17 protein-coding genes are annotated in these 20136 nt (G+C 62.5%); 5 read left to right on the top strand and 12 right to left on the bottom strand.

Annotation, left to right across the window (positions count from 1 at the left end; genetic code table 11):
* Window positions 1-144 precede the first annotated feature (144 nt).
* The 3 genes from mltG to gmk are packed head-to-tail and all read left to right on the top strand — an operon-like array spanning window position 145 to window position 2955.
* Window positions 145-1383, top strand: coding sequence for an endolytic transglycosylase MltG (mltG, locus tag FHX10_RS13800; protein ID WP_028756974.1), 1239 nt, complete (start codon window positions 145-147; stop codon window positions 1381-1383).
* Window positions 1384-1401: 18 nt separating this feature from the next.
* Complete coding sequence (locus tag FHX10_RS13805; RefSeq protein WP_184389516.1) at window positions 1402-2289, top strand: YicC/YloC family endoribonuclease; 888 nt, start codon at window positions 1402-1404, stop codon at window positions 2287-2289.
* A gap of 3 nt (window positions 2290-2292) precedes the next feature.
* Entirely contained in the window at window positions 2293-2955 is a 663-nt protein-coding gene (gene gmk, locus FHX10_RS13810; RefSeq protein WP_028756976.1) for a guanylate kinase, read from the top strand.
* Window positions 2956-3053: 98 nt separating this feature from the next.
* Here the strand turns inward: gmk and rsmA are convergent, their stop codons facing one another.
* From rsmA to FHX10_RS13845, 7 genes are all read right to left on the bottom strand, one after another.
* Window positions 3054-3908 (bottom strand): 16S rRNA (adenine(1518)-N(6)/adenine(1519)-N(6))-dimethyltransferase RsmA, encoded by an 855-nt coding sequence (gene rsmA, locus FHX10_RS13815; protein WP_028756977.1) that lies wholly within the window; start codon window positions 3906-3908, stop codon window positions 3054-3056.
* Window positions 3908-4936 (bottom strand): 4-hydroxythreonine-4-phosphate dehydrogenase PdxA, encoded by a 1029-nt coding sequence (gene pdxA, locus FHX10_RS13820; protein WP_183908312.1) that lies wholly within the window; start codon window positions 4934-4936, stop codon window positions 3908-3910. Before pdxA ends, rsmA begins: the two co-directional genes overlap by 1 nt.
* A 6-nt stretch (window positions 4937-4942) precedes the next feature.
* Window positions 4943-5890 (bottom strand): peptidylprolyl isomerase, encoded by a 948-nt coding sequence (locus FHX10_RS13825; protein WP_097595060.1) that lies wholly within the window; start codon window positions 5888-5890, stop codon window positions 4943-4945.
* A 183-nt stretch (window positions 5891-6073) separates the two neighbouring features.
* A complete protein-coding gene (locus tag FHX10_RS13830; RefSeq protein ID WP_028756980.1) occupies window positions 6074-8401 on the bottom strand; it encodes an LPS-assembly protein LptD in 2328 nt (775 codons plus the stop codon).
* Complete coding sequence (gene lptG / locus FHX10_RS13835) at window positions 8401-9489, bottom strand: LPS export ABC transporter permease LptG (RefSeq protein ID WP_028756981.1); 1089 nt, start codon at window positions 9487-9489, stop codon at window positions 8401-8403. Before lptG ends, FHX10_RS13830 begins: the two co-directional genes overlap by 1 nt.
* Window positions 9486-10667 (bottom strand): LPS export ABC transporter permease LptF, encoded by a 1182-nt coding sequence (gene lptF, locus FHX10_RS13840; protein ID WP_028758445.1) that lies wholly within the window; start codon window positions 10665-10667, stop codon window positions 9486-9488. Before lptF ends, lptG begins: the two co-directional genes overlap by 4 nt.
* 100 nt (window positions 10668-10767) lie before the next feature.
* Window positions 10768-11541, bottom strand: coding sequence for a phosphatase PAP2 family protein (locus tag FHX10_RS13845; protein ID WP_028758446.1), 774 nt, complete (start codon window positions 11539-11541; stop codon window positions 10768-10770).
* 144 nt (window positions 11542-11685) lie between these two features.
* Between FHX10_RS13845 and FHX10_RS13850 the strand changes: the two genes are divergently transcribed.
* Window positions 11686-13176, top strand: coding sequence for a leucyl aminopeptidase (locus FHX10_RS13850; RefSeq protein ID WP_097542975.1), 1491 nt, complete (start codon window positions 11686-11688; stop codon window positions 13174-13176).
* A complete protein-coding gene (locus FHX10_RS13855) occupies window positions 13176-13625 on the top strand; it encodes a DNA polymerase III subunit chi (protein ID WP_183908310.1) in 450 nt (149 codons plus the stop codon). Before FHX10_RS13850 ends, FHX10_RS13855 begins: the two co-directional genes overlap by 1 nt.
* A gap of 66 nt (window positions 13626-13691) precedes the next feature.
* Here FHX10_RS13855 and FHX10_RS13860 read toward each other — a convergent pair whose 3' ends face one another.
* The 5 genes from FHX10_RS13860 to FHX10_RS13880 form a co-directional block, all read right to left on the bottom strand.
* The gene (locus FHX10_RS13860) at window positions 13692-14195 is read right to left on the bottom strand and encodes a hypothetical protein (protein ID WP_028758449.1); all 504 of its coding nucleotides are present in this window, start codon (window positions 14193-14195) and stop codon (window positions 13692-13694) included.
* Between the two features lie 73 nt (window positions 14196-14268).
* Window positions 14269-15195: a Gfo/Idh/MocA family protein gene (locus FHX10_RS13865; RefSeq protein ID WP_184389518.1), complete on the bottom strand. Its 927-nt coding sequence runs from the start codon at window positions 15193-15195 to the stop codon at window positions 14269-14271.
* Window positions 15196-15360: 165 nt separating this feature from the next.
* Entirely contained in the window at window positions 15361-17403 is a 2043-nt protein-coding gene (locus FHX10_RS13870) for a prolyl oligopeptidase family serine peptidase (RefSeq protein WP_184389521.1), read from the bottom strand.
* A 54-nt stretch (window positions 17404-17457) separates the two neighbouring features.
* Window positions 17458-18762: an LLM class flavin-dependent oxidoreductase gene (locus tag FHX10_RS13875; RefSeq protein WP_184389523.1), complete on the bottom strand. Its 1305-nt coding sequence runs from the start codon at window positions 18760-18762 to the stop codon at window positions 17458-17460.
* 14 nt (window positions 18763-18776) lie between these two features.
* Complete coding sequence (locus tag FHX10_RS13880; RefSeq protein ID WP_183908306.1) at window positions 18777-20135, bottom strand: MmgE/PrpD family protein; 1359 nt, start codon at window positions 20133-20135, stop codon at window positions 18777-18779.
* Between the last annotated feature and the right edge of the window lies 1 nt (window position 20136).

Below are 20136 nucleotides of genomic sequence, written 5' to 3' on the forward strand. Positions count from 1 at the left end.
AGGGCGGCCGTTCCCTACGTTGCGTAGCGGGACGTGCGGGAGCATAACGACCGGCAGCGGCGCCGTTGAACGGCGGCAGAACCTGCTTTTGCCGCATTGCTTCGCGAAATAGCGAAGTGAGGGTCAAGTTTTAGAGGATTGCCGGTGAGCGATACGACGAACCAGAGCAACGATACCCCGCAGGGCGAGAACGACCGGCAGGCACAGAAGGGACCGATCATCCCGAAGTCGCCGAGCGAAGCCCTGCGTCCGGAGCGCGTTCCGGAGCCGCCGAAGCGGTCCAAGAAAGCCCGCGGACAGGTGGTTCTTTTCCTGAACTTCATCATGACCATGGCGGTTCTGGTCTGCGTCGTCGCCGTCATCGGCTTCTACTATGCCACATCGACCTATCGAAACCCCGGTCCGCTGCAGACCAACACCAATTTCATCGTCCGCAACGGCGCTGGTCTGGCCGAAATCGCCTCGAACCTCGAGCGCAATGCGATCATCAGCGATGCCCGCATCTTCCGCTATCTCACGGCAACGCATCTTTCTGCCGGTGAGAGCCTGAAAGCGGGTGAATACGAGATCAAGGCGAGGGCTTCCATGAGCGATATCATGGAGCTTCTGAAATCGGGCAAGTCCATTCTCTATTCCGTTTCCTTCCCGGAGGGCCTGACGGTCCGCCAGATGTTTGACCGCATGCTGCAGGATACTGTGCTGGAAGGCGACTTGCCGGCCGCCCTGCCGACCGAGGGCAGCCTGCGTCCGGATACCTACAAATTCTCGCGCGGCACCAAACGCTCGGAAATCATCGACCAGATGGCGGCTGCGCAGCAGAAGCTCGTCGATCAGATCTGGGACAAGCGCGACTCCTCGCTGCCGCTGCGATCCAAGGAGGAGTTCGTGACGCTCGCCTCGATCGTCGAAAAGGAAACCGGCGTTCCCGACGAGCGTGCCCATGTCGCCTCCGTTTTCCTGAACCGGCTCGGCAAGGGCATGCGCCTGCAATCCGATCCGACGATCATCTACGGTCTCTTCGGCGGCGAGGGTAAACCGGCCGACCGGCCGATCTACCAGTCGGACCTGAAGCGGGACACGCCATACAATACCTATGTCATCAAGGGGCTGCCGCCGACGCCGATCGCCAATCCCGGCAAGGATGCGCTCGAAGCCGTCGCCAATCCCTGGAAGACGCAGGATCTCTATTTCGTTGCCGACGGCACCGGCGGCCATGTCTTTGCGGCCACGCTCGAGGAGCACAACGCCAACGTCAAGCGCTGGCGCAAGCTCGAAGCCGACAAGGGTTCGGATCCGAACATCGCAGTCGACGGCCAGCCGGAAGAGCAGCCGGCGGATAGTGGCGCGACCGTCGTGCCGCCGAAGAAAAAGAAGATCAACTGATACCTTCGGGAGGTTCGCATGGCTTTGCAGTCCATGACCGGTTTTGCGCGGCGCGAGGGAACGAGCGGCCGCTGGCGCTGGGCATGGGAACTGCGCTCGGTCAACGGCAAGGGCCTTGATCTGCGCCTGCGCCTGCCGCCCGGCCTCGAACGCATGGAGGCGGAGGTCCGCCGCCTCGCCGGCGAAAGCTTCAGCCGCGGCAACCTGCAGGCATCCCTATCCGTCACCGCCGACGAGAACCGCTTCGAGGCGGTGCTGAACAGGGAGGCGCTCGCCGCCGTGCTGGCCATGCGCGAGCAATTGGACGGGGTGATCGATCCGTCGCCGCTGAAGCTCGATACGCTGCTCCTGGTGCGCGGCATCGTGGAATTCCGCGAAGGCGAGGATGGCGAGGAGGCGCTTGCCGCCCGTGACGCCGATATCGCTGCCGGTCTGTTGGCCGCGCTTGCCGATCTGAGGGCGATGCGCGAACAGGAAGGGGCGGCGCTGACCCGCATTCTTCTCGACCATGTCGCGACGATCGATGGCCTGGCACGGACGATCGAGGCCGATCCGTCGCGCTCGCAGCAGGAGATCGCTGCGCGGCTTGCCGGGCAGGTCGCCTTGCTGATGGACGGCATGGCCGCGCTCGACCGCGACAGGCTGCATGCCGAAGCCGCGCTGCTGGCGACCAAGGCCGATCTGCGCGAGGAAATCGATCGTCTGAAGGCCCATATCGCCGCCGCGCGCGATCTTCTGGTGAAAGGTGGCCCTGCAGGGCGCCGGTTGGACTTCCTTGCACAGGAATTTAACCGCGAATCGAATACCATCTGCTCGAAGTCGAATGCCTCGGCGGTCACCGCTGCCGGCATCGAGCTGAAAGTCGTGATCGACCAGTTCCGCGAGCAGGTCCAGAATTTGGAGTAAGACATGAAACCGGCGAAAACTTCGCCCGTGCAGATCGCCCGCCGCGGTCTGATGCTTGTCATTTCGTCGCCGTCGGGCGCCGGCAAGTCCACCATCGCGCGCACGCTGCTGGGGATCGACAAGAATATCGGCCTTTCCGTCAGCGTTACCACGCGCCCGCGCCGCCCGAGCGAGGTTGAGGGCGTGCATTACCACTTCAAGAGCGTGCGTGAGTTCGAGCGGCTGCGTGACAGCGATGCGCTGCTCGAATGGGCCGAGGTGCACGGCAATTTCTATGGCACGCCGCGCGAGCCGGTGGAGCAGGCCATGGCCGAAGGCCGCGACATGCTCTTCGATATCGACTGGCAGGGCGCCCAGCAATTGCAGGAGAAAATGTCGGCCGACGTCGTCTCGATCTTTGTGCTGCCGCCGACCATGACCGAACTGCAGTCGCGGCTGCATCGCCGCGCCGAGGATTCCGAAGAGGTCATCCAGACGCGCCTCGCCAACAGCCGCGCCGAGATCGCCCACTGGCGCGAATATGACTATGTCATCGTAAACGACGACCTCGACACCGCCTTCGACGCCGTTCAGTCGATCGTCAAGGCCGAACGCCTGCGCCGCGACCGCCGCCATGGCATGTTCGACTTCGTCCGCGGACTGCTGGAAGAAACGCCGTCGCTTTAGAGCAATTCCAGCAAAAGTGCACAGCGGTTTTGCGTCCGGAATTGCGTGAAAACAAAGAGATAGAGCATTTTCGTGATTCGAAGAAAAACGGAAATGCTCTAGAACGGCTGGCTTTTCGCCGAGCTTTGAAGGCTGTTCGCCAACAGGCAGAACTCTTCGACGGAAAGGGTCTCGGCTCGCCGCGCCGGATCGATCCCGGCCTTGATGAGCAGGCGCTCACCGCCGAGCGGTTTCAGGCTTTGGCGCAGCATCTTGCGGCGCTGCCCGAAGGCGGCCTGCGTCACCTTTTCCAGATCGGCGACAGCGCAGGGGATGGGATTTTCGCGGGGTGTGAGATGCACGACCGTCGACGTCACCTTCGGCGGCGGTGTGAAGGCTTGCGGCGGCACGTCGAAAGCCATGCGGGCCTCTGTCCGCCAGCCGCAGAGCACGCCGAGACGGCCGTAGTGATCATCGTCTTCGCCAGCGACGATACGCTCGCCGACTTCCTTCTGAAACATCAGCGTCAGCGACTGCCAGAACGGCGGCCAGGCTTTCGGCAGCAGCCAATTGACCAAAAGCTGCGTGCCGACGTTGTAGGGCAGGTTGGCGATGATCTTGATCGGGCCTTCCGGCGCCAATGTCTCGAAATCCGTCTTCAGCGCGTCGCCTTCGATCACCTCGAGCCGGCCGGGATAATGATCGGCGATCTCGGCGAGCGCCGGCAGGCAGCGTGTATCCCGCTCGATGGCGATAACCTTCCTGGCGCCGAGCGCCAGGATCGCGCGGGTCAACCCGCCGGGGCCGGGGCCGACCTCGATGACGGTTGCCTCGTCGAGCGTCCCCGCCGTGCGGGCGATCTTCTGGGTGAGGTTGAGATCGAGCAGGAAGTTCTGCCCGAGCGCCTTGCGCGCATCGAGGCCGTGGCGTTGGATGACGTCACGAAGCGGTGGCAGACCGTCGAGTGCAGCCATCAGCGGCGGCTTTCGGCGCTGCGGCCAAGCTGGGCGGCGAGCTTCAGCGCGGCAATGAGGCTCTGCTCGCGCGCCAGTCCCTTGCCGGCGATGCCGAAAGCGGTGCCGTGATCCGGCGAGGTGCGCACGAAGGGAAGCCCGAGCGTCACGTTGACGCTGTCGTCGAAACCGAGTGCCTTGGCCGGGATCAGCGCCTGATCGTGATACATGCAGACGGCGACATCGTATCGCGCCCGCGCCTCGTCATGGAACATCGTATCGGCGGGCAGGGGGCCGATCGCATCGATGCCCTCGTCGCGCAGGCGCTCGATCGCCGGACGGATAATGTCCTCGTCCTCCCGGCCCATCGTCCCGCCTTCGCCCGCATGCGGGTTGAGGCCGGCAACGGCGAGCCGCGGCGCCTCGATGCCGAAGCGGTGCCTGAGGTCTTCATGGGCGACGCGGCAGGTTTCGACGATCAGTTCGCCGGTCAGCGCCTGCGGCACGTCCCGGACCGGAATGTGGATGGTGACGGGAATGGCCCGGAGTTTCGGACCGGACAGCATCATGACAGGCGTCACCGGCCGGCCCGTCGCCCTGCCGGCAAGATCGGCGAGAAATTCGGTATGGCCGGGAAACCGGAAACCCGCCTCGTAGAGCACGGCCTTGGCGATCGGGTTGGTCACGACCGCGAGCGCCTCGCCGCTGATGACGAGCGACACGGCTTTCTCGATCGATGCGATCGTGCCCTTCGCCGTAGCCGCATGCGGCTCGCCGGCCACCACTTCGATGCCGGCCGGTACGGTCATGACCGGCAGCGCGTCGGCAAATAGGCCGGCAGCCTCGCTGGCCGTGTCCGTCTCGCGGATCGAAACCGCCAGATTGAGCTGGCAGGCTCTCAGCGCCAGAACATCAGGATCGCCGATCAGGAAGAAAGGCGGCAGCCCGAGTTCGCGCCGCCGCAGCCACGCCATCAGCGTAATATCCGGCCCGATGCCGGCGGGGTCGCCCTGGCTCAGCGCAAGCGGTCGCGAAAACGGTGTCGCCATCGTCGGTCAGCGGTAGGCGATCTGCGCCTTTTTGCGCAGTTCATCCAGGTATTTCTTGCTGTTTTCATTTTCCGGGCCGGCATCTTTTTTACCGGCCTTGGACTTGTCGAGATCCTCCTGGCGGAAGACCATTTCGGCGGCCTGGTCGTCGGAGACCTGGCGCTGGCTGCAGATCGCCAGATATTCGACGCCCTTGTCGGTGACGCGGGTGCCCGTCGTATTGCCCTTGGCCTGCTCGACCAGCGGTTTCCAATCCGGCGGGATCTCGGGGGCGAGCATGCGGCCGAGATCGCGCACAGACACGTCGCGCATCGTCGCGGCAAAGACCTTTGCCTGATCACAGCCCGGAAATTTCGAGCGCGACGCCTCGGCCTCGCCCTTACGCTTGCCGGTGATGGCGCCGCGCTTGGCTTCAGGAATGACGAAGATGATCTGCTGCAGCATATATTCCGTCGTCACCGGCTTCTGCTTGTTGTTCTGCATCATGCGCGAGACGAGATCATAGTTCGACAGCCGCGAGGTCGAGCCGTAGCGCGCGTTGACGACGCGCGGCCAGCTCATCTGTACGGCGATGAAAGCCTTGAAATGATCAACGCCGACGCCGGCGCGATCGAGGATCTGCGACATTTGCTCGACGGAAAGCTTGTTGCCGCTCGAAAAGCGCGCGAAAGACGCATCGACGTCCTGCTGCGAAACCGACATATGGACGCGGGAGACCTCCTGCCGCTTGAGCGTCTCGTCGACCAATTGCTCCTGCGCAGTCTTCGCATCGGCCTTCGTGTGCTGCAGGCGCAGGAAGGCCTGGCGCTTGGCGACATCGCCGCTGGTGATGGCGGTGCCGTTGACCACGGCCTTGACTTCGCTTGCCGCAAGCGCGGGACCGGCGAGGCTTGTCAGCAATGCAAGCGCCGCCCCGGCGAGGAACGTGGTTATGGCTTTTTTCGCGTCAATCATCTGTTGACCTCCCAATAGCGCCGCGAGACGTGTTCGCGGCGTCCTTACCACAGTGCGAGACATGCAGAAATCGCTCCCGTCACGGCGCGAAACCCCTATGCCTCAGATATCGACTGGCGGCAATGTCCTGCACAGGCTTACGGCGAAAGAATGGCTTCAGGCGATGTTTGCGCCCGCCTGCCGTCACTCCAGGCTGTCGGTGCCGATCTTGATGTCGCCGAGCGTGCGGAAGGTCAGCCGTGCGCCGATCGTCCAGTCGCTTGCCGTCTCGTCGTCGGAATCCCTGCTGTCGGTGTAGGCGATCGTGAAGATCGTGCACTCGTCGTCATAGGAGAGACCAAGCGTCCGGCGGCTGATCACATCATTATTCAGATCCCAGGCGATGCCGCCGAAAATCGCCCAGTAATCCTTGAACTTGATTCTGCTGCTGGTCTGGATCTCGTCATTGTCTTCGTCGAAGCCATATTCCGGCTGGGCGCTGAGATGGGTGAAGGTCACCTGCGTCGAGAAGGTGTCGTTCTGGTAAGCCGTCGTCAGGTCGCCGCGGCGGAAATCGAAATCCTTCTCGTCGAGGCGGTAGGAGGCGGTCACTGAAAGGCCGAACGGTGTCTCGACGCCGCCGAGGCCGACATAGTCGGAACGCGTGGTTTCAAGGCCGGAATCCGCGCCGACATTGACGAGATCATCGGTCGCAAACGAATTCTGACCGGCGATCTGGTAGGACTGGCCAAAAATACCGTGCAGCTTGTAGCCGCTGTCGAACGTACCGGTGTACTGGACGCCGACATTGGCGCGGGTCCCGCCTTCGACGCGGTCATAGCCCGAGAATTTGTCGCGGTCGAACAGTGAGGTGGCGTCGAAGACGAAGCTTTGCGCATCCTCGTTCGGCAGGCGGCCTGCCAGCTGCTCGTCGGGGCGGGCATAGATCTGTGCGATCGGCTCGAGAATATGCGTGCTGTTATCCGTCGTCATCAGGATCGGATAACGCATCTCCAGCCCCGCCGTGAACATCGAACGGGTGGCGGAATTGCCGTCGACATAGTTGCCGGTGTAGCCCGTGGGATCGTCCATGTTCAGCGCGAAGGCGTCGCCGCGCGCAGCCAGCAGCGGCGTGATCACCAGGCCGGTCGGCGTGACGTAGGTGCGCTTCCACTGCAGCTCGGCAGTCAGCCGCGAGGTCTGGCCCTTCAGGCCGCGGAAGCGGTCGAAGCCGTCGACGGTATAGAAGTCGTCATGGGTGCGCGAAATATTCGTCAGGTTGACATCGGCCGAAAGCTCGCCGCCGGCAAGCGGCTGCGGCGCCACATAGTGATAGTCCATCGCGGGATAGACGATCGCCTGCTTTTTCTCGGCCGTGTTTGTGCGGTCGGCATCCTGGACGTCGAAATAGAACGCCCGCATATCGAAATAATTGCGTTTTCCAAGCCCCGTCAGATAGATCTGGTTGGTCCGATCCGTGCTGCTCAGACCGCGCAGCTTGTAGGTGCGTGAAAAATTGTTGTCGCTCTGCATCATGACGTCCCAGCCGAACGTCCAGCGCGGATTGATGCGGAATTCGGCCTTCGACGCCACCATGCCACGCTGGCCGGCTTCGGCATCGCTGGTGCCGGAGCTGAAATTGTCCGGCTTTGCCTGGTCGATGCCGGCGACGCGCAGGATATGCGTGCCATTTTCGAAGCGCTGGCGGAATTCGCCTTCGACGAGGAAGCCCTGGGCCGTGTAGCCGGTGGCGGTGACCGTCGCGTCCATGCTCGGCGAGATCACGTAATAATAGGGAACGGAAAGCCCGAAGCCGAGATTCTGCGACAGGCTCATCGTCGGGAAGAGAAAGCCGGACTTGCGCTTCACCGTATTGTCGGGAACTTCCATGACCGGCACGAAGGCGATCGGATAACCGAGCAGCTCGAAGCGCGCGCGCTCCAGGCGGATCGTGTGCGTCACGCCGTTCTGGATCACGCGCTTGGCCTTGACCTGCCAGAAGGGCGCGCGTTTCGGATCTTCGGCGCAGGGAAGGCAGGCCGTGTAGACACCCTTGTTCAGAATCATCTGCGTGCCGCCGACACGCTCGCCGCTCTCGGCGACGATACGCGTATTGTCAGCCGTTTCGATGCGCAGTTCGTTCAGGAACCCGTCCGCGAAATTGTCGGTCACGTCAAGGTTGTCGGCATAGATGCGGTTGCCGTCGGGGCTGACCAGCTCGACATTGCCGAGCGCCATCATCCGGCCGGTCTTCTGATTGTACTCGACCTTCTGTGCGACCATTTTGTAGCCGCCATAATTGATCTGAACGCCGCCGACCGCCGACACCAACTGGGCGTCGCGATTGTAGAGGAGTTCGTTGGCCGAAAGCAGAAGCTTCGCCCCTTCAGGAATCTTATTCTTTATCGTTTGTTCGGGCGCGCTGGCCTGGCCGTAAGAGGCCGGGGCACTGCCGAAATAGGAAGATACAGTCGCGCCGACAAGCAGGGCAACCAGCTGTTTACTAAAATACTTGCGGTCGCCTGCCGCCACTAGCCGTCCTCCTGATGAAGCAGAATAGTCGCACCCAAGGCCAGCGCGACGACCACCGGTATCCACGTCGCCACGAAGGGAGGCACGACTCCACTGCTTCCGAATGCCTTTACAAGCACGGTGATGACATAAAGCATGAAGCCCGAGAGGATGCCACCCAGAATCACGGAGCGGGATTGGTTGAACCGGCTAAATTTTAGGGACACTGTTGCAGCAATGAGAGTCATGGCCACCAGCAGCAATGGCTGGGACAACAGGGAGTTGAATTGCGTCTCCAACGCCTTGGTTGAAATACCGAAGGATTTGGCAGCCGCAATCCGGTTGGAAAGGTCAAAGAAACCAATTGTTTCCGGCGCTGTCAGCCGCTCCTGGACGAAATCCTGTTTCAGATTGGTGCGAAGTTGAACCGAAGCTTTACGCAGGGGGATTTCGCCAGGCTTACGCTCGACGACGTTGTTAAGTTGCCAGTAACCATCTTCCAATTTTGCCGTGGCGGCATCCTGTCTCAGAATGACCTGACCACCTGAATCGAAATGGATCAGCACGGCGTCGATCAGCTTGGTTCCGTTCTCCTGAACCGTCTGAGCGCCGATGATGACATCGTCTCGGCCACTGATCTGGCGCAGCCACGGAATCTGCGGCGCCTTGCGCAGGACCGCGTTCTCGCCGCGCCAGTCGGATTCGACCAGCAGCGCCTGGCGCTGTCCCCAGGCCGCGAGCGGATTGAGCGCCGTCATCGTCAGCAGGCCGAGCGCCAGCGAGCCGGCGATGAAGGGGAACATGAACTGCCAGACCGAAATGCCGGCTGCGCGCGTGACGACCAGCTCATATTTGCGGTTGAGCCCGATCAGCACCGTCATGCCGACGAACAGCGCGATGAACGGCACGGTCTGCTGCAGGATGAGCGGCAGGCGCACGGCGGTCATCAGGATGCCGCCGCTGATCGTGTAGCCGGGCAGGCCGGACATGCGGCCCGCCGTCTCGCTGAAATCGAGCAGGAAAGAAATCGCCGAGACGCCGATCAGGAACCAGCCCGTCGTCGCCAGGTAGCGGCGAAAGAAATAACGCGACAATGTCCCGAACATCATTGGGCAGTGCCCCCGCCGGTCCTGCCGGTGGCGGCAAGCAGTCTTTCCTGCGTTCGTCTCCAGAAGGACGACATCCGGTCCCGAACGAACGACGGCATGACCAGTCGTTTGTGCAGGCCGAGGAAGACGATCGAGATGATGCTGCTGACGATCGGGATGGCGTAGAGGACGGCAATATATTCAGGGTCGGTGTCGATCTGATTGGCCGCGTAGAAGGCCGCCCATCGCATCGCGAAGGCATAGGCAAGCGCGCTCACCATCGGATGCAGCCGCGCTTCGCGGTGCGAGCGCGCGTCGCCGGCGATCGCCAGCGAAAACAGGGCAAAGACGACCGGCAGGATCCAGTCCGTCAGCCGGCGGTGCAGTTCGGCGCGGTAGCTCTGCGGCCGGATCGTATAGTCCTTGTCGGCCGGATCCGGGTTGAACAGGAACCACAGGTCACGGTCGCTGGCACGCAGCGTCGCCTGGCCGCGATTCTCGGTCATGTCGGAGAGGTCGAAGGAATAGGAATCGAAGTTGATCACCGAGACATTGCCATCGGGCGTTTTGCGGTGCACTTCGCCCTCATGCATGATCAGCGTCGTGCCCGTATCGTCGACGGCGCCTTCCTTCGCATAATAGATCAGTTCGTAGGCCGGATCGCGCTCGTCGGCGACGAACAGGCCCTTCAGCATGCGGCCCGCCATCCGCTTCGAGATCTGCACATAAAGACCTTCATCAAGCTTGCGGAAGGTCTTTTCTTCGATCACCGAAGACAGCAGGTCGGCATAGGTCTCGGCGATCATCTGGCGCACGACGGTCTTTGCACGCGGCTCGACGACGTTGTCGACGAAGAAGGAAAAGACGCTGATGACGGCGGCAAGCAGCAGGATCGGGCGGATCAGCACACTGCGCCGCGCCCCGGCCGCGTCGATGACGGTGAGCTCGGAATCGTTGTTCATCGTCGTCAGCGTCTGGGTGACCGCGATGACGAGGGCGAAGGGCAGCACGACGGGAATGATCGACGGCAGAATCATCGTCGCGAGCTTGGCGAACGAGCCGATCGACTGGCCGCTGTCGGTGACCAGGTTGATGCGCTGCAGAACCTGTGTCGTCCAAATGATCGCCAGAACGGGCAGGAGCGCCACGAGAAACATCTGGCCGACGCGCCGCAATATGTATGTCTCGAGTAGTTTCATGCCTGCCCTTGAAAGCACCTGCACGCCCAAACGGCTTTGCAGGAGAATCCCTCTACGCTCTTTGTCGCGCTTTTGCGACAAGCTGGTGTCAAAAATTCATTCAAATTTCAGAATTTTTTTGATGCTGTTGCGACTCAGTTAACGCCAGCAGTGCGGCGAAGACGACCAGCGAGGAAAGCCATCCGAGAACGACGTCGGAGAGGTAGTGCGCGCCGAAGGATAGCCGCATCGCCGGCGTGAGGATGGAGATCGCCGCCACCGGCGGCACCAGCGCGTAACGCAGGGATTTCGGAACGAAGATCAGAAGGCAGAAGAGCCAGCCGGCGCTTGCTGCCTCGCCTGATATGAACGAGCAATTCGAAACGCATTTTCCGGCAAGCGAACCCGCCTCGGCGAAATGCAGCGCACCGCCGAAAATATCCGTCTGTATCGGCCGCGGCCGGCCCCAATGTTCTTTCAGCACGACATTGACGAGCAGCACCGGTCCGATCAGCAGCGTTCCGAGTGCGACCTTGAGCTTGCGGGCCCGATCTGCGTTGAAAGTCGCGCCATGCTGCTGGTAGCATTCGATGATTTTCCACACCATCACGATCGCGACGACATAGGGCAGGCGGAAAAAGATGGTGCGTAGCAGATCGAAGGTCGCGACGTCGCGATAGGGAAAGCCGCCGCAGATGCTCCCGGCGGCGGCAGTCGCACCGCAATCTGTGGCCACGAAAAAAAGCTGGGAAAAATAGATGTCTATTCCGGGGAAGGCGCGGAAGACGGCAAGCAGCGCCCACCACGTCCAGAACAGCAGCATGAATGCGCCGAAAGTCGTTTTCGGCAGGCGGATTGCGAGCCCCCGCCATCGATTTTTCGAAAAAACTGTCAACGCGAATATCTACGAAACTGACGAAAACATGAGGGCCGTGATGGCCGCGGGCGACCATAACAATTGTCGCAAGCCATTGACAGACCCGCCAAACGCGAAATTATCCGCCAGGGACGGATTTCAAAGAATCCCAGCGGAGAAGACATGTCAGCAAAGTTGGAAATTTCATTCGCAAAGTCGGCAAAGCTCAATGGCGGCCTGTCGATCCTGTTGAAGACCGTGGAGGCCGACAGCGCTGCCGGCGCCGAAACGGTCGACCCGGCAGGCGTGATCGTCAAGGCTGCCAGGATCGCCCGATTCTCCGCGAAATCCATGAGCGCTCTCGATATCGTCGCCCCCGAAGGCGCGGCCGTCGAGCGGATCGTCGTCATCGGGCTTGGCAAGGCCGCCGAACTCACCGCCCATGACTGGCTGAAGGCCGGCGGTGCCGCGGCATCGAGAATCAAGAATACCGACAAGGCCGCTGTCTTCATCGACGTGCCTGGGCTCGAGACGAGCGCGCGGGCCGCCGCCGACTTCGCGCTCGGCATGCTGTTGCGCGCCTATAGCTTCGATACCTACAAGACGAAGAAGGGCGACGAGGAGGAGAAGCCGGCGAAATCTGTCAAGGTGACGATCGTCACCGCCGATGCGGCTGGTGCCAAGAAGGCGTTTTCCGATTCCGAAGCGGTTGCCGGCGGCGTCAATCTGGCCCGTGACCTCGTCAACGAACCGCCGAATGTGCTCGGGCCCGTCGAGTTCGCCGCCAAGGCGAGAGAGCTGGAAAAGCTCGGCGTCGAAGTGGAAATCCTGACCGAGAAGGAGATGCGCCGTCTCGGCATGGGCGCCCTTCTCGGCGTCGCCCAGGGCTCCGTGCGCCCGCCGCGCCTGGCGGTCATGCAGTGGAAGGGCGGCAAGGCCAAGGATCGTCCCGTCGCCTTCGTCGGCAAAGGCGTGGTCTTTGATACCGGCGGCATTTCGATCAAGCCGGCCGCCGGGATGGAGGACATGAAGGGCGACATGGGCGGGGCGGCAGCCGTCACCGGCCTCATGCATGTGCTCGCCTCGCGCAAGGCCGCCGTCAACGCCGTCGGTATCATCGGCCTGGTCGAGAACATGCCCGACGGCAACGCCCAGCGTCCGGGCGACATCGTCACCTCGATGTCCGGCCAGACAATCGAGGTGATCAACACCGATGCCGAGGGCCGTCTCGTGCTCTGCGATGCGCTCTGGTACTGCAACGATCGTTTCAAGCCGCAGTTCATGATCAATCTCGCCACGCTGACCGGCGCGATCGTCGTGGCGCTCGGCAACGTCCATGCCGGGCTGTTCTCCAATGACGACCAGCTTTCCGCCCAGCTGACGGCAGCGGGCCTTTCGAGCAATGAGAAGCTCTGGCGCATGCCGCTCGGCCGGGACTACGACAAGCTGATCGACAGCAAGTTCGCCGACATGAAGAATACCGGCGGCCGGCAGGCGGGCTCGATCACGGCGGCGCATTTCCTCAAACGCTTCGTGCAGGACACGCCCTGGGCGCATCTCGACATTGCCGGAACGGCGATGGGCTCGCCGCAGGACGAGATCAACCAGTCCTGGGGTTCCGGTTTCGGTGTGCGCCTGCTCGATGAACTCGTCCGCGCCCATTATGAATCCTGATGACGGACGTTCTCTTCTATCATCTGACCGAAAGCCGGCTGGAGGACGCGCTTCCGCCGCTGATCGACAAAAGCGTCGAGCGCGGCTGGCGCGTTGCAGTCCAGACGCGTGAGCCGGCGCGGCGCGATGCTCTCGATCAGCATCTTTGGACGTTCCGCGAGGAGAGCTTCCTGCCGCACGGCACCGACGAGGGCGATTTCGCCGAAAGCCAGCCGGTGCTTTTGACGGTGACGTCAGACAATGCCAATGCGGCGACCGTGCGTTTCATCGTCGACGGCGCCGAGCCGCCGCCGGCCGATGCCTATGAGCGCATCGTCTTCATGTTCGACGGTCATGACCAGGAGCAACTGGAGGAAGCCCGCGCGCAATGGAAGAAGCTGAAAGGCGAGGGGCATAACCTCACCTATTGGCAGCAGACGCCGGAGGGGCGGTGGGAGAAGAAGGCCTGACGCTGTAAGATCTTGAATTGCTGTACGAAGTCTTCCGACGTCGTTCTCAGCGGCCGTCGGAAGCCGTTATCCTTTCGACCCTTTGTCCTCGTCGAGGTTCGTCAGGATGTTGAGGGGGACGATCCCTCCCGCATCTTCCGACGGATTGAGCGCCTCCACTGCCAAAACCCGCTTTCCGCTCGGACTGACAAAAGCGAATGCCCACGCGCTGTCGGCAAAAGTGCTGACCGGCATTTCCGCCCAGCCGGCTTGATGGACAAGGCGTTCGGCATAATAGGCCTTGATGCTCTGCGGGCTGGTGGTGCTGGCGAGATTGCGCGCCAGGACACGCACGGATTTCTCTCCGAACCGCCCTTCCAGTTGGTCCAGCACCTTTTTGGTGGCCTGCCAATCCTGGGCCTGGGTCGCAGATCCGAAGGAATATTCCTCGGATCGGGAAACGCCCGGTGCATCAGGAGGCATGACGACCTGTTCGCCCGAACATGCTGCAAGGCCGAGAAGCGGCACCACAAGGATGCCAATCTTCAAAACGCGGAAAAATCGGCCCTTGCGGCGGATTTTGTTGCTCATGAGCGGCTGCCCCCGAACACTATTGCACATAGGCCGGCAAATCTTGCCGGTTTCTATGACGTTATTGCGACCCTCAGTCGTGGAATGCGTCGACGAACTTCCGCTTGCCGAGCATGAAGGCGTCGGCGACGTGGCGCAGCGGCGCGAGGTCGACATCCGATCTGCCGGCTTTGACGATTTCGGCGAAGCGACGGTAGAGCGAAGGATATTCCTGCTCCGGTTCGGCGAATGTCAGCGCACCGTTGATGGAAAACTTGGCGCCGCCCTCGGAAAGCACCATCTGGCCGGCGGCCGTCTCCGCGACGATGTCCCAGCTCTGCTTGCCGGTCTGGCGCCAGTCGAATTCGGCATGAACCGGCAGGCCGTCGGCATTGCGGAAGTGGATATCGGCCGCGATCGGCGCATCGCGATTCTCGGGAAACTCGAGAACGGCCTCGGTGATGAAGATCGGCCGCGGCAGGATATGGGTGACGATCGACAGCGCATTGATGCCGGGATCGAAGACGCCGAGGCCGCCGGCCTGCCAGATCCAATCCTGGTTCGGATGCCAGTGGCGGACATCCTCCTTCCAGATCACATGCACGCTTTCAATCGTCGTCGAGGCAAGAAACGCCTTCGCGGCCTCGACGCCCGGCGCATAGCGGGAATGCCAGCTGGCAAAGAGCGACGCGCCCTGCTTGCTCGCAAGCGCCTCGAGATCGGCCACTTCGCTCAGCGTGGCGCCGGGCGGCTTTTCCAGGAAGACATGCTTGCCGGCGACGAGTGCTTTGTAGGCTGCCTCATAGCGATATTGCGGCGGCATGCAGAGCGAAACCGCATCGATCGACGGCTCGGCGTCGAGCATCGCCTCGATCGTGGTGTAGCTCGTGACGCCTTCGACCGTGCCGTGGCGGCTCGCCGTGGCGACGAGCTTAAAATCCGGGTTCTTGGCGATGGAGGGAAGATGCTGGTCGCGGACGATCTTGCCGACGCCGACGATGGCGAGGTTGATAGGGGACATGGTGTTTCGCTCGAGCCTGTTAAAAAGTATGATTTATTGAGCCTGTTTGTAGCAGAAAGAGGCGCGCCGACAAGCTCTCCTCCTCCAATTCTGTTGTATCCTAATACATGTCGCCCGGAAGTGTGCAGCGGTTCCGGGATAACGACATGTATAAAACAAAGAGCTTTAGCGCATGATGGTTTGGCGAAGGAAGCTGTAACCCATCGCCGCGCGGGCGGCGCGCTCTTCGGAATTGCCGTCGCCACCATGCCCGCCGGAGCCGAATTCATGGAAGAGCGGACGGTGTCCCGCTTCCTCCAGCCGCGCGGCAAAGCGGCGCGCATGCGAGGGATGCACGCGGTCGTCATTGGCGGAGCTTTCGATATAGATCGGCGGATAGCTGACCTCGGTCGCCGGCCCGACATTGTGCAGCGGCGAATAACCGAGCATGAAATCCCGGTCCGCCGGCGTCTCCGGATCGCCGTATTCGTCCATCCAGGCTTGTCCTGCGCTGAACAGGTGGAAGCGTGTCATGTCGAGGACCGGCACCTGGCACCAGACGGCGCCGAAATCCTCCGGGTAGCGCGTCAGCATCACGCCGGTCAGCAGACCGCCATTGCTGCCGCCCTGGCAGGCGATCCGCGACGGCACGGTGTAGCCGCGGGCGACGAGATCGCGGGCAATGGCGACGAAATCGGCAAAGGCCCGGTCTCGCCCCTGCCGCTTGGCGCTGCGATACCAGTCGGGTCCGAATTCGCCGCCGCCGCGGATATAGGCCTGCACATAGGCGCCGCCTTGCTCCAGCCAGCGTCCCGTCACGCCGGAATAGTTCGGCGACAGCGAAACATCGAAGCCGCCATAGCCGTAAAGCAGCACCGGCAGCGCCCCCTTGATCCACTGCTTCGGCAGGATCAGCCGATAGGCAACCTTCGTCCCGTCCTCGGAAACAGCCTCCAGCGTTTCGGATGACATATCGGTCGCATCGAAATAGCTTGGCGCCGCGGCGACGAAAATCGGTTCGGCCTCTCTGCTGCGATCCGACAGCTCGAGGCGATAACAGGCCGGAGGCTGCAGGAAGCCTTGGCCGACGATGCAGAGCGTATCGTCGCCAAGATGCAGATCGGCATGCATCGGCCTGAAATGGGCCGTCTGCATGTCCGCCGGCAGCGCGATTTCGCGCTGTTCGGCATCGGGCCTTGTCAGGTCCAGCACCATGAGACGCGGACGCAGCCGATCGGAGATGATGAAGACGCACCACTCCCGCATCAGCATCATTTGCGAGATGGACTGGCCCTCGGCAGGCTGAAACAGAATCCGCTCCGGCCCGAGCAGAGCCGTCTCCGAGTTGGGGTTGAAGCGTTGCAGCACGAGGCTGCCGGACGCAACGCGCTCATCGGTCTTTGCCCGCCAAAGGCAATGATCGTGATTGAACTGGAAATCGGCCTCCTGAGGCAGATCGATGCGCCGCTGCGTGCCGTCATTGGCGATCAGGAACGCGCTGGCGACGCCGATCTCATGGGCGGCGACGAAAATGTCGATCAATCCGGCATCGGCCGAAGCGCCCGACAGGGCCGGGTCGATGACGAGATTGAAGCCGTAGACGTCCTCGTCGGCGGCTTCGAACATGACGGCGGCCTCTTCCGGCCGCTGCCCGCGCTTCAATCGCCGCCCGACCCGCGGCCATCCCGAACGGGTCGCCGAAAATCGGTCGATGGAGCCGAAATAGCAGATCTTGTCACGGCTCAGCCAATTGGCATGCGATCGCGCGGCTGGCGTATCGAAGCCGCCCTCGACGATTTGCTTGCTCTCGGCGTCGAATTCGAGCAGCCGGAGAAGATCGGAGCCGCCGTCCGAAAGTGTGAGCAGCACCCGCGTCGGTTCCCATGGGCAGGTGACGGCGCCGCGCCAGTTCCAACGCTTGCCTTCGCTCATGCAGAAGGCATCGAGATCGAAGACCGGTTCCCAGCCGGCATCGGGCAAAGGCTGCTGATCGGCCGGCAGGCGGAGCCAGACGCCGAGAGGATTGTCCTTGCTCTGCCGGAAATCGAACAACCACCCGCCTCGGCGCATCGGGACGATCAGCCTGTCCTGCTGTTCGATCAATGCTTTTATCGCATCGCGATCCCTAACGAATTCCGGTGTTCTCAGTGCCTTGTCGGAAAGCCCGTTATGCTCGTCGATGAATTGGCGGGTACGCGGATCGTCGTCCGTTTCGAGATGAAGGTTCATGTTCGACCTGCCTGATTCCGTTGACGTCGTATGTCTAGCCAATATTTCGCACAGTTAGGGCGAAATTAGTGCCGGCCGCGCAAGGCCGAGATGCTCGCGCAGTGTCGAGCCATCATATTGGGTGCGGAACAGGCCGCGTTCCTGCAGGATCGGCACGACCATCTGCGTGAAGTCTTCGAGCCCTTCGGGAAAAAACGGCGGCATGACGTTGAAGCCATCGGCGGCGCGGCTTTCAAACCATTGCTGCATCCGGTCGGCGATCTCGACCGGCGTGCCAAGCACGATATGGTGGCCGCGACCGGCGGCAACGCGCAGCGCCAACTGACGGATGGTCAGGTTCTCGCGCCTTGCAAGCGCGGTCAGCAATTCGGCACGGCTGCGCAACTGGTCGGAGATCGGAAGGTCCGGCAGAGGGCCATCGACATCGTAATCGGCAAGGCTGTGGCCGATGCGTTCTTCCAGAAGCGGCATGGCGCGTTTGATGTCAGTCCACTTGTCGAGTTCTGCAAGTTTGTCCTCGGCTTCCCTGGCGGTGCGGCCAATCACCGGCAGGAAGCCCGGCATGATGGCGACCTCGTCCGGCTGACGTCCGAAGCGCGCGACGCGCTCCTTGACGCTCTTGTAGAAGGCCTGCGCCTCTTCGAGGCTCTGCTGCGCGGTGAACACCACGTCGGCGGTGCGGGCGGCAAGATCCTGGCCGGGGCCGGATGAGCCGGCCTGGATCAGGATCGGATGGCCCTGCGGTGCGCGCGGAATGTTCAGCGGCCCCTTGACTGAGAAATACTTGCCCTTGTGATCGAGCACATGGAGCTTGGCAGGGTCGGCATAGACGCCGCTCTGCTTGTCCTTGACGAAGGCGTCGTCATCCCAGCTGTCCCACAGTCCGCGCACGACGTCGACGAATTCCTCGGCCACGGCGTAACGCTCATCGTGCTCCGGGTGCGCCTTGGAGAAATTGTTCGCCGTGCGGGCATAGGATGTCGTGACCACGTTCCAGGCGGCCCGGCCGTGGCTCAGGTGGTCGATCGAGGCGAAGGCGCGGGCAGTGTGATAGGGCTCGCCATAAGTCGTGGATGCGGTTGCCGCGAGGCCGATCTTGTCTGTCACCACGGCGAGCGCCGAAAGCAGCGTCAAAGGCTCGAAACGCGCGATCGTCGAGGGATGAGCGTCGATGCCGCTGGTCAATCCGTCGGCCAGAAAGACCATGTCGAATTTCGCTGCTTCGGCGATCTGGGACACGCGTCTCAGCAAGTCGAAATTCTCGCTTCCCGCCTCGGCGTGAGGATGACGCCAGCCGGATACGTGGTGGCCCGCCCCTTGCAGAAACAGGCCCAGGTGGATTTCTCTTTTGCGAGTCATGACAATATCCTTCGTCATTCTGGATTTCGGGCGGCATCCTGGTTGAGCAGCGCCAGAAGTTGGCGAAGGTCGGCCGTGCTGCTCATTGTCCGGACGAGCGACGGGACATCCGCGAAGGCGGGATTGCGCGCAGTTGCGTCGCGAAATTTTTCGGCCGGATCGCTCAGCCCCGGCAGGCCGTCGAAGCGGCGCTGTATCGCGCTGCCGTCGCGAAGCACGATATCGACGATCACGAAGCGGGTGCGTGGATCGCTCGACATGCGGGGCGCAGTCTCGTCGTGGCGGCGGCCGGCGCGCCGGGCAAGGTCCATCAGGCGCGGCAAGACAGGCCGCTCGTCGAAATGGTCGAGCCGCAGAGCCCCGTCGATGAGGGCGGCGGCGAACACGTATTCGGGACTGAAGCGCGCCTCGATCCCATTGCCGGGCTTGTTCACCACCAGGGCGGCATCGGCGCCGGGCGGGTAGGTGAAGGTGATATGCTCGATCGCATCAGCCTCCAGGCCTTCCCGGCTGAGGCCGATGCCGAGAGACGCGACCGGATGGCTGGCGGTGCAGCAGGGATAGGCCTTCAGCGTCAGCCCGGGCGTCACGATCTGCCATGGCGAACCCCAGTTCTCGGTCACGGCGGAAGGGCGTTCCGCGCCGAAGGCATAGACCAAATGGAAGCCGACCGGATTGTCGAGGAAATCCGGCGCGCCGCCGAAACCCGCAGCTGCCATTCTCGCCGACAGGAGCCCGGATCGCGCCGCCATGCCGGCGTGGAAAGGTTTGGCGTCCGTGCCGAACTGCAGCCGCAGGCCGGACGATTGCGTTGCCGCAAGGCCCAGCGCGACGGCGGTCTCGTCGATGGAGGCGCGGGTCAGATGGGCGATTGCCGCCGCCGCGCCGATCGTCCCGAGCGTCGCCGTGGCATGGAAACCGTTCTCGTAGTGCTTTGAGCCGAGCGACAACCCCAGCCGCGCCATGGCTTCGAGCCCGACGATATAGGAGGCGATCAGCGCATCTGCGGAAAATTCGCGCTCGGCGGCGAACGCCAGCAGGGCCGGGATGATCACGGTCGTCGGATGGCCGCGCACGCTTGCATGCACGTCGTCATAATCGAGCACATGGCCGGCATGACCGTTGACGAGCGCCGCGACCAGCGGATCGGTTCGGCGCGAGCTGCCGAGCAGGATCGCTTCGCCCGGCAGATTGGCGCCGACGGTATCTGCCAGAATGCCGGTCGTGCGGTCGCCGGCGCCTGCGATCGCACAGGCGAGAAAATCGATGATCGCCGTGCGCGCCGCGTCCAATGCCACGGGATCTTTCGATGGATCCGAGGAGATGATCGCCTGGGCGAATGCCGAAGTCAGGGGCGCGAATGTGCTCGTCATG

It is taken from the genome of Rhizobium sp. BK591, assembly GCF_014195045.1.
Classification (GTDB): Bacteria; Pseudomonadota; Alphaproteobacteria; order Rhizobiales; family Rhizobiaceae; genus Rhizobium; species Rhizobium anhuiense.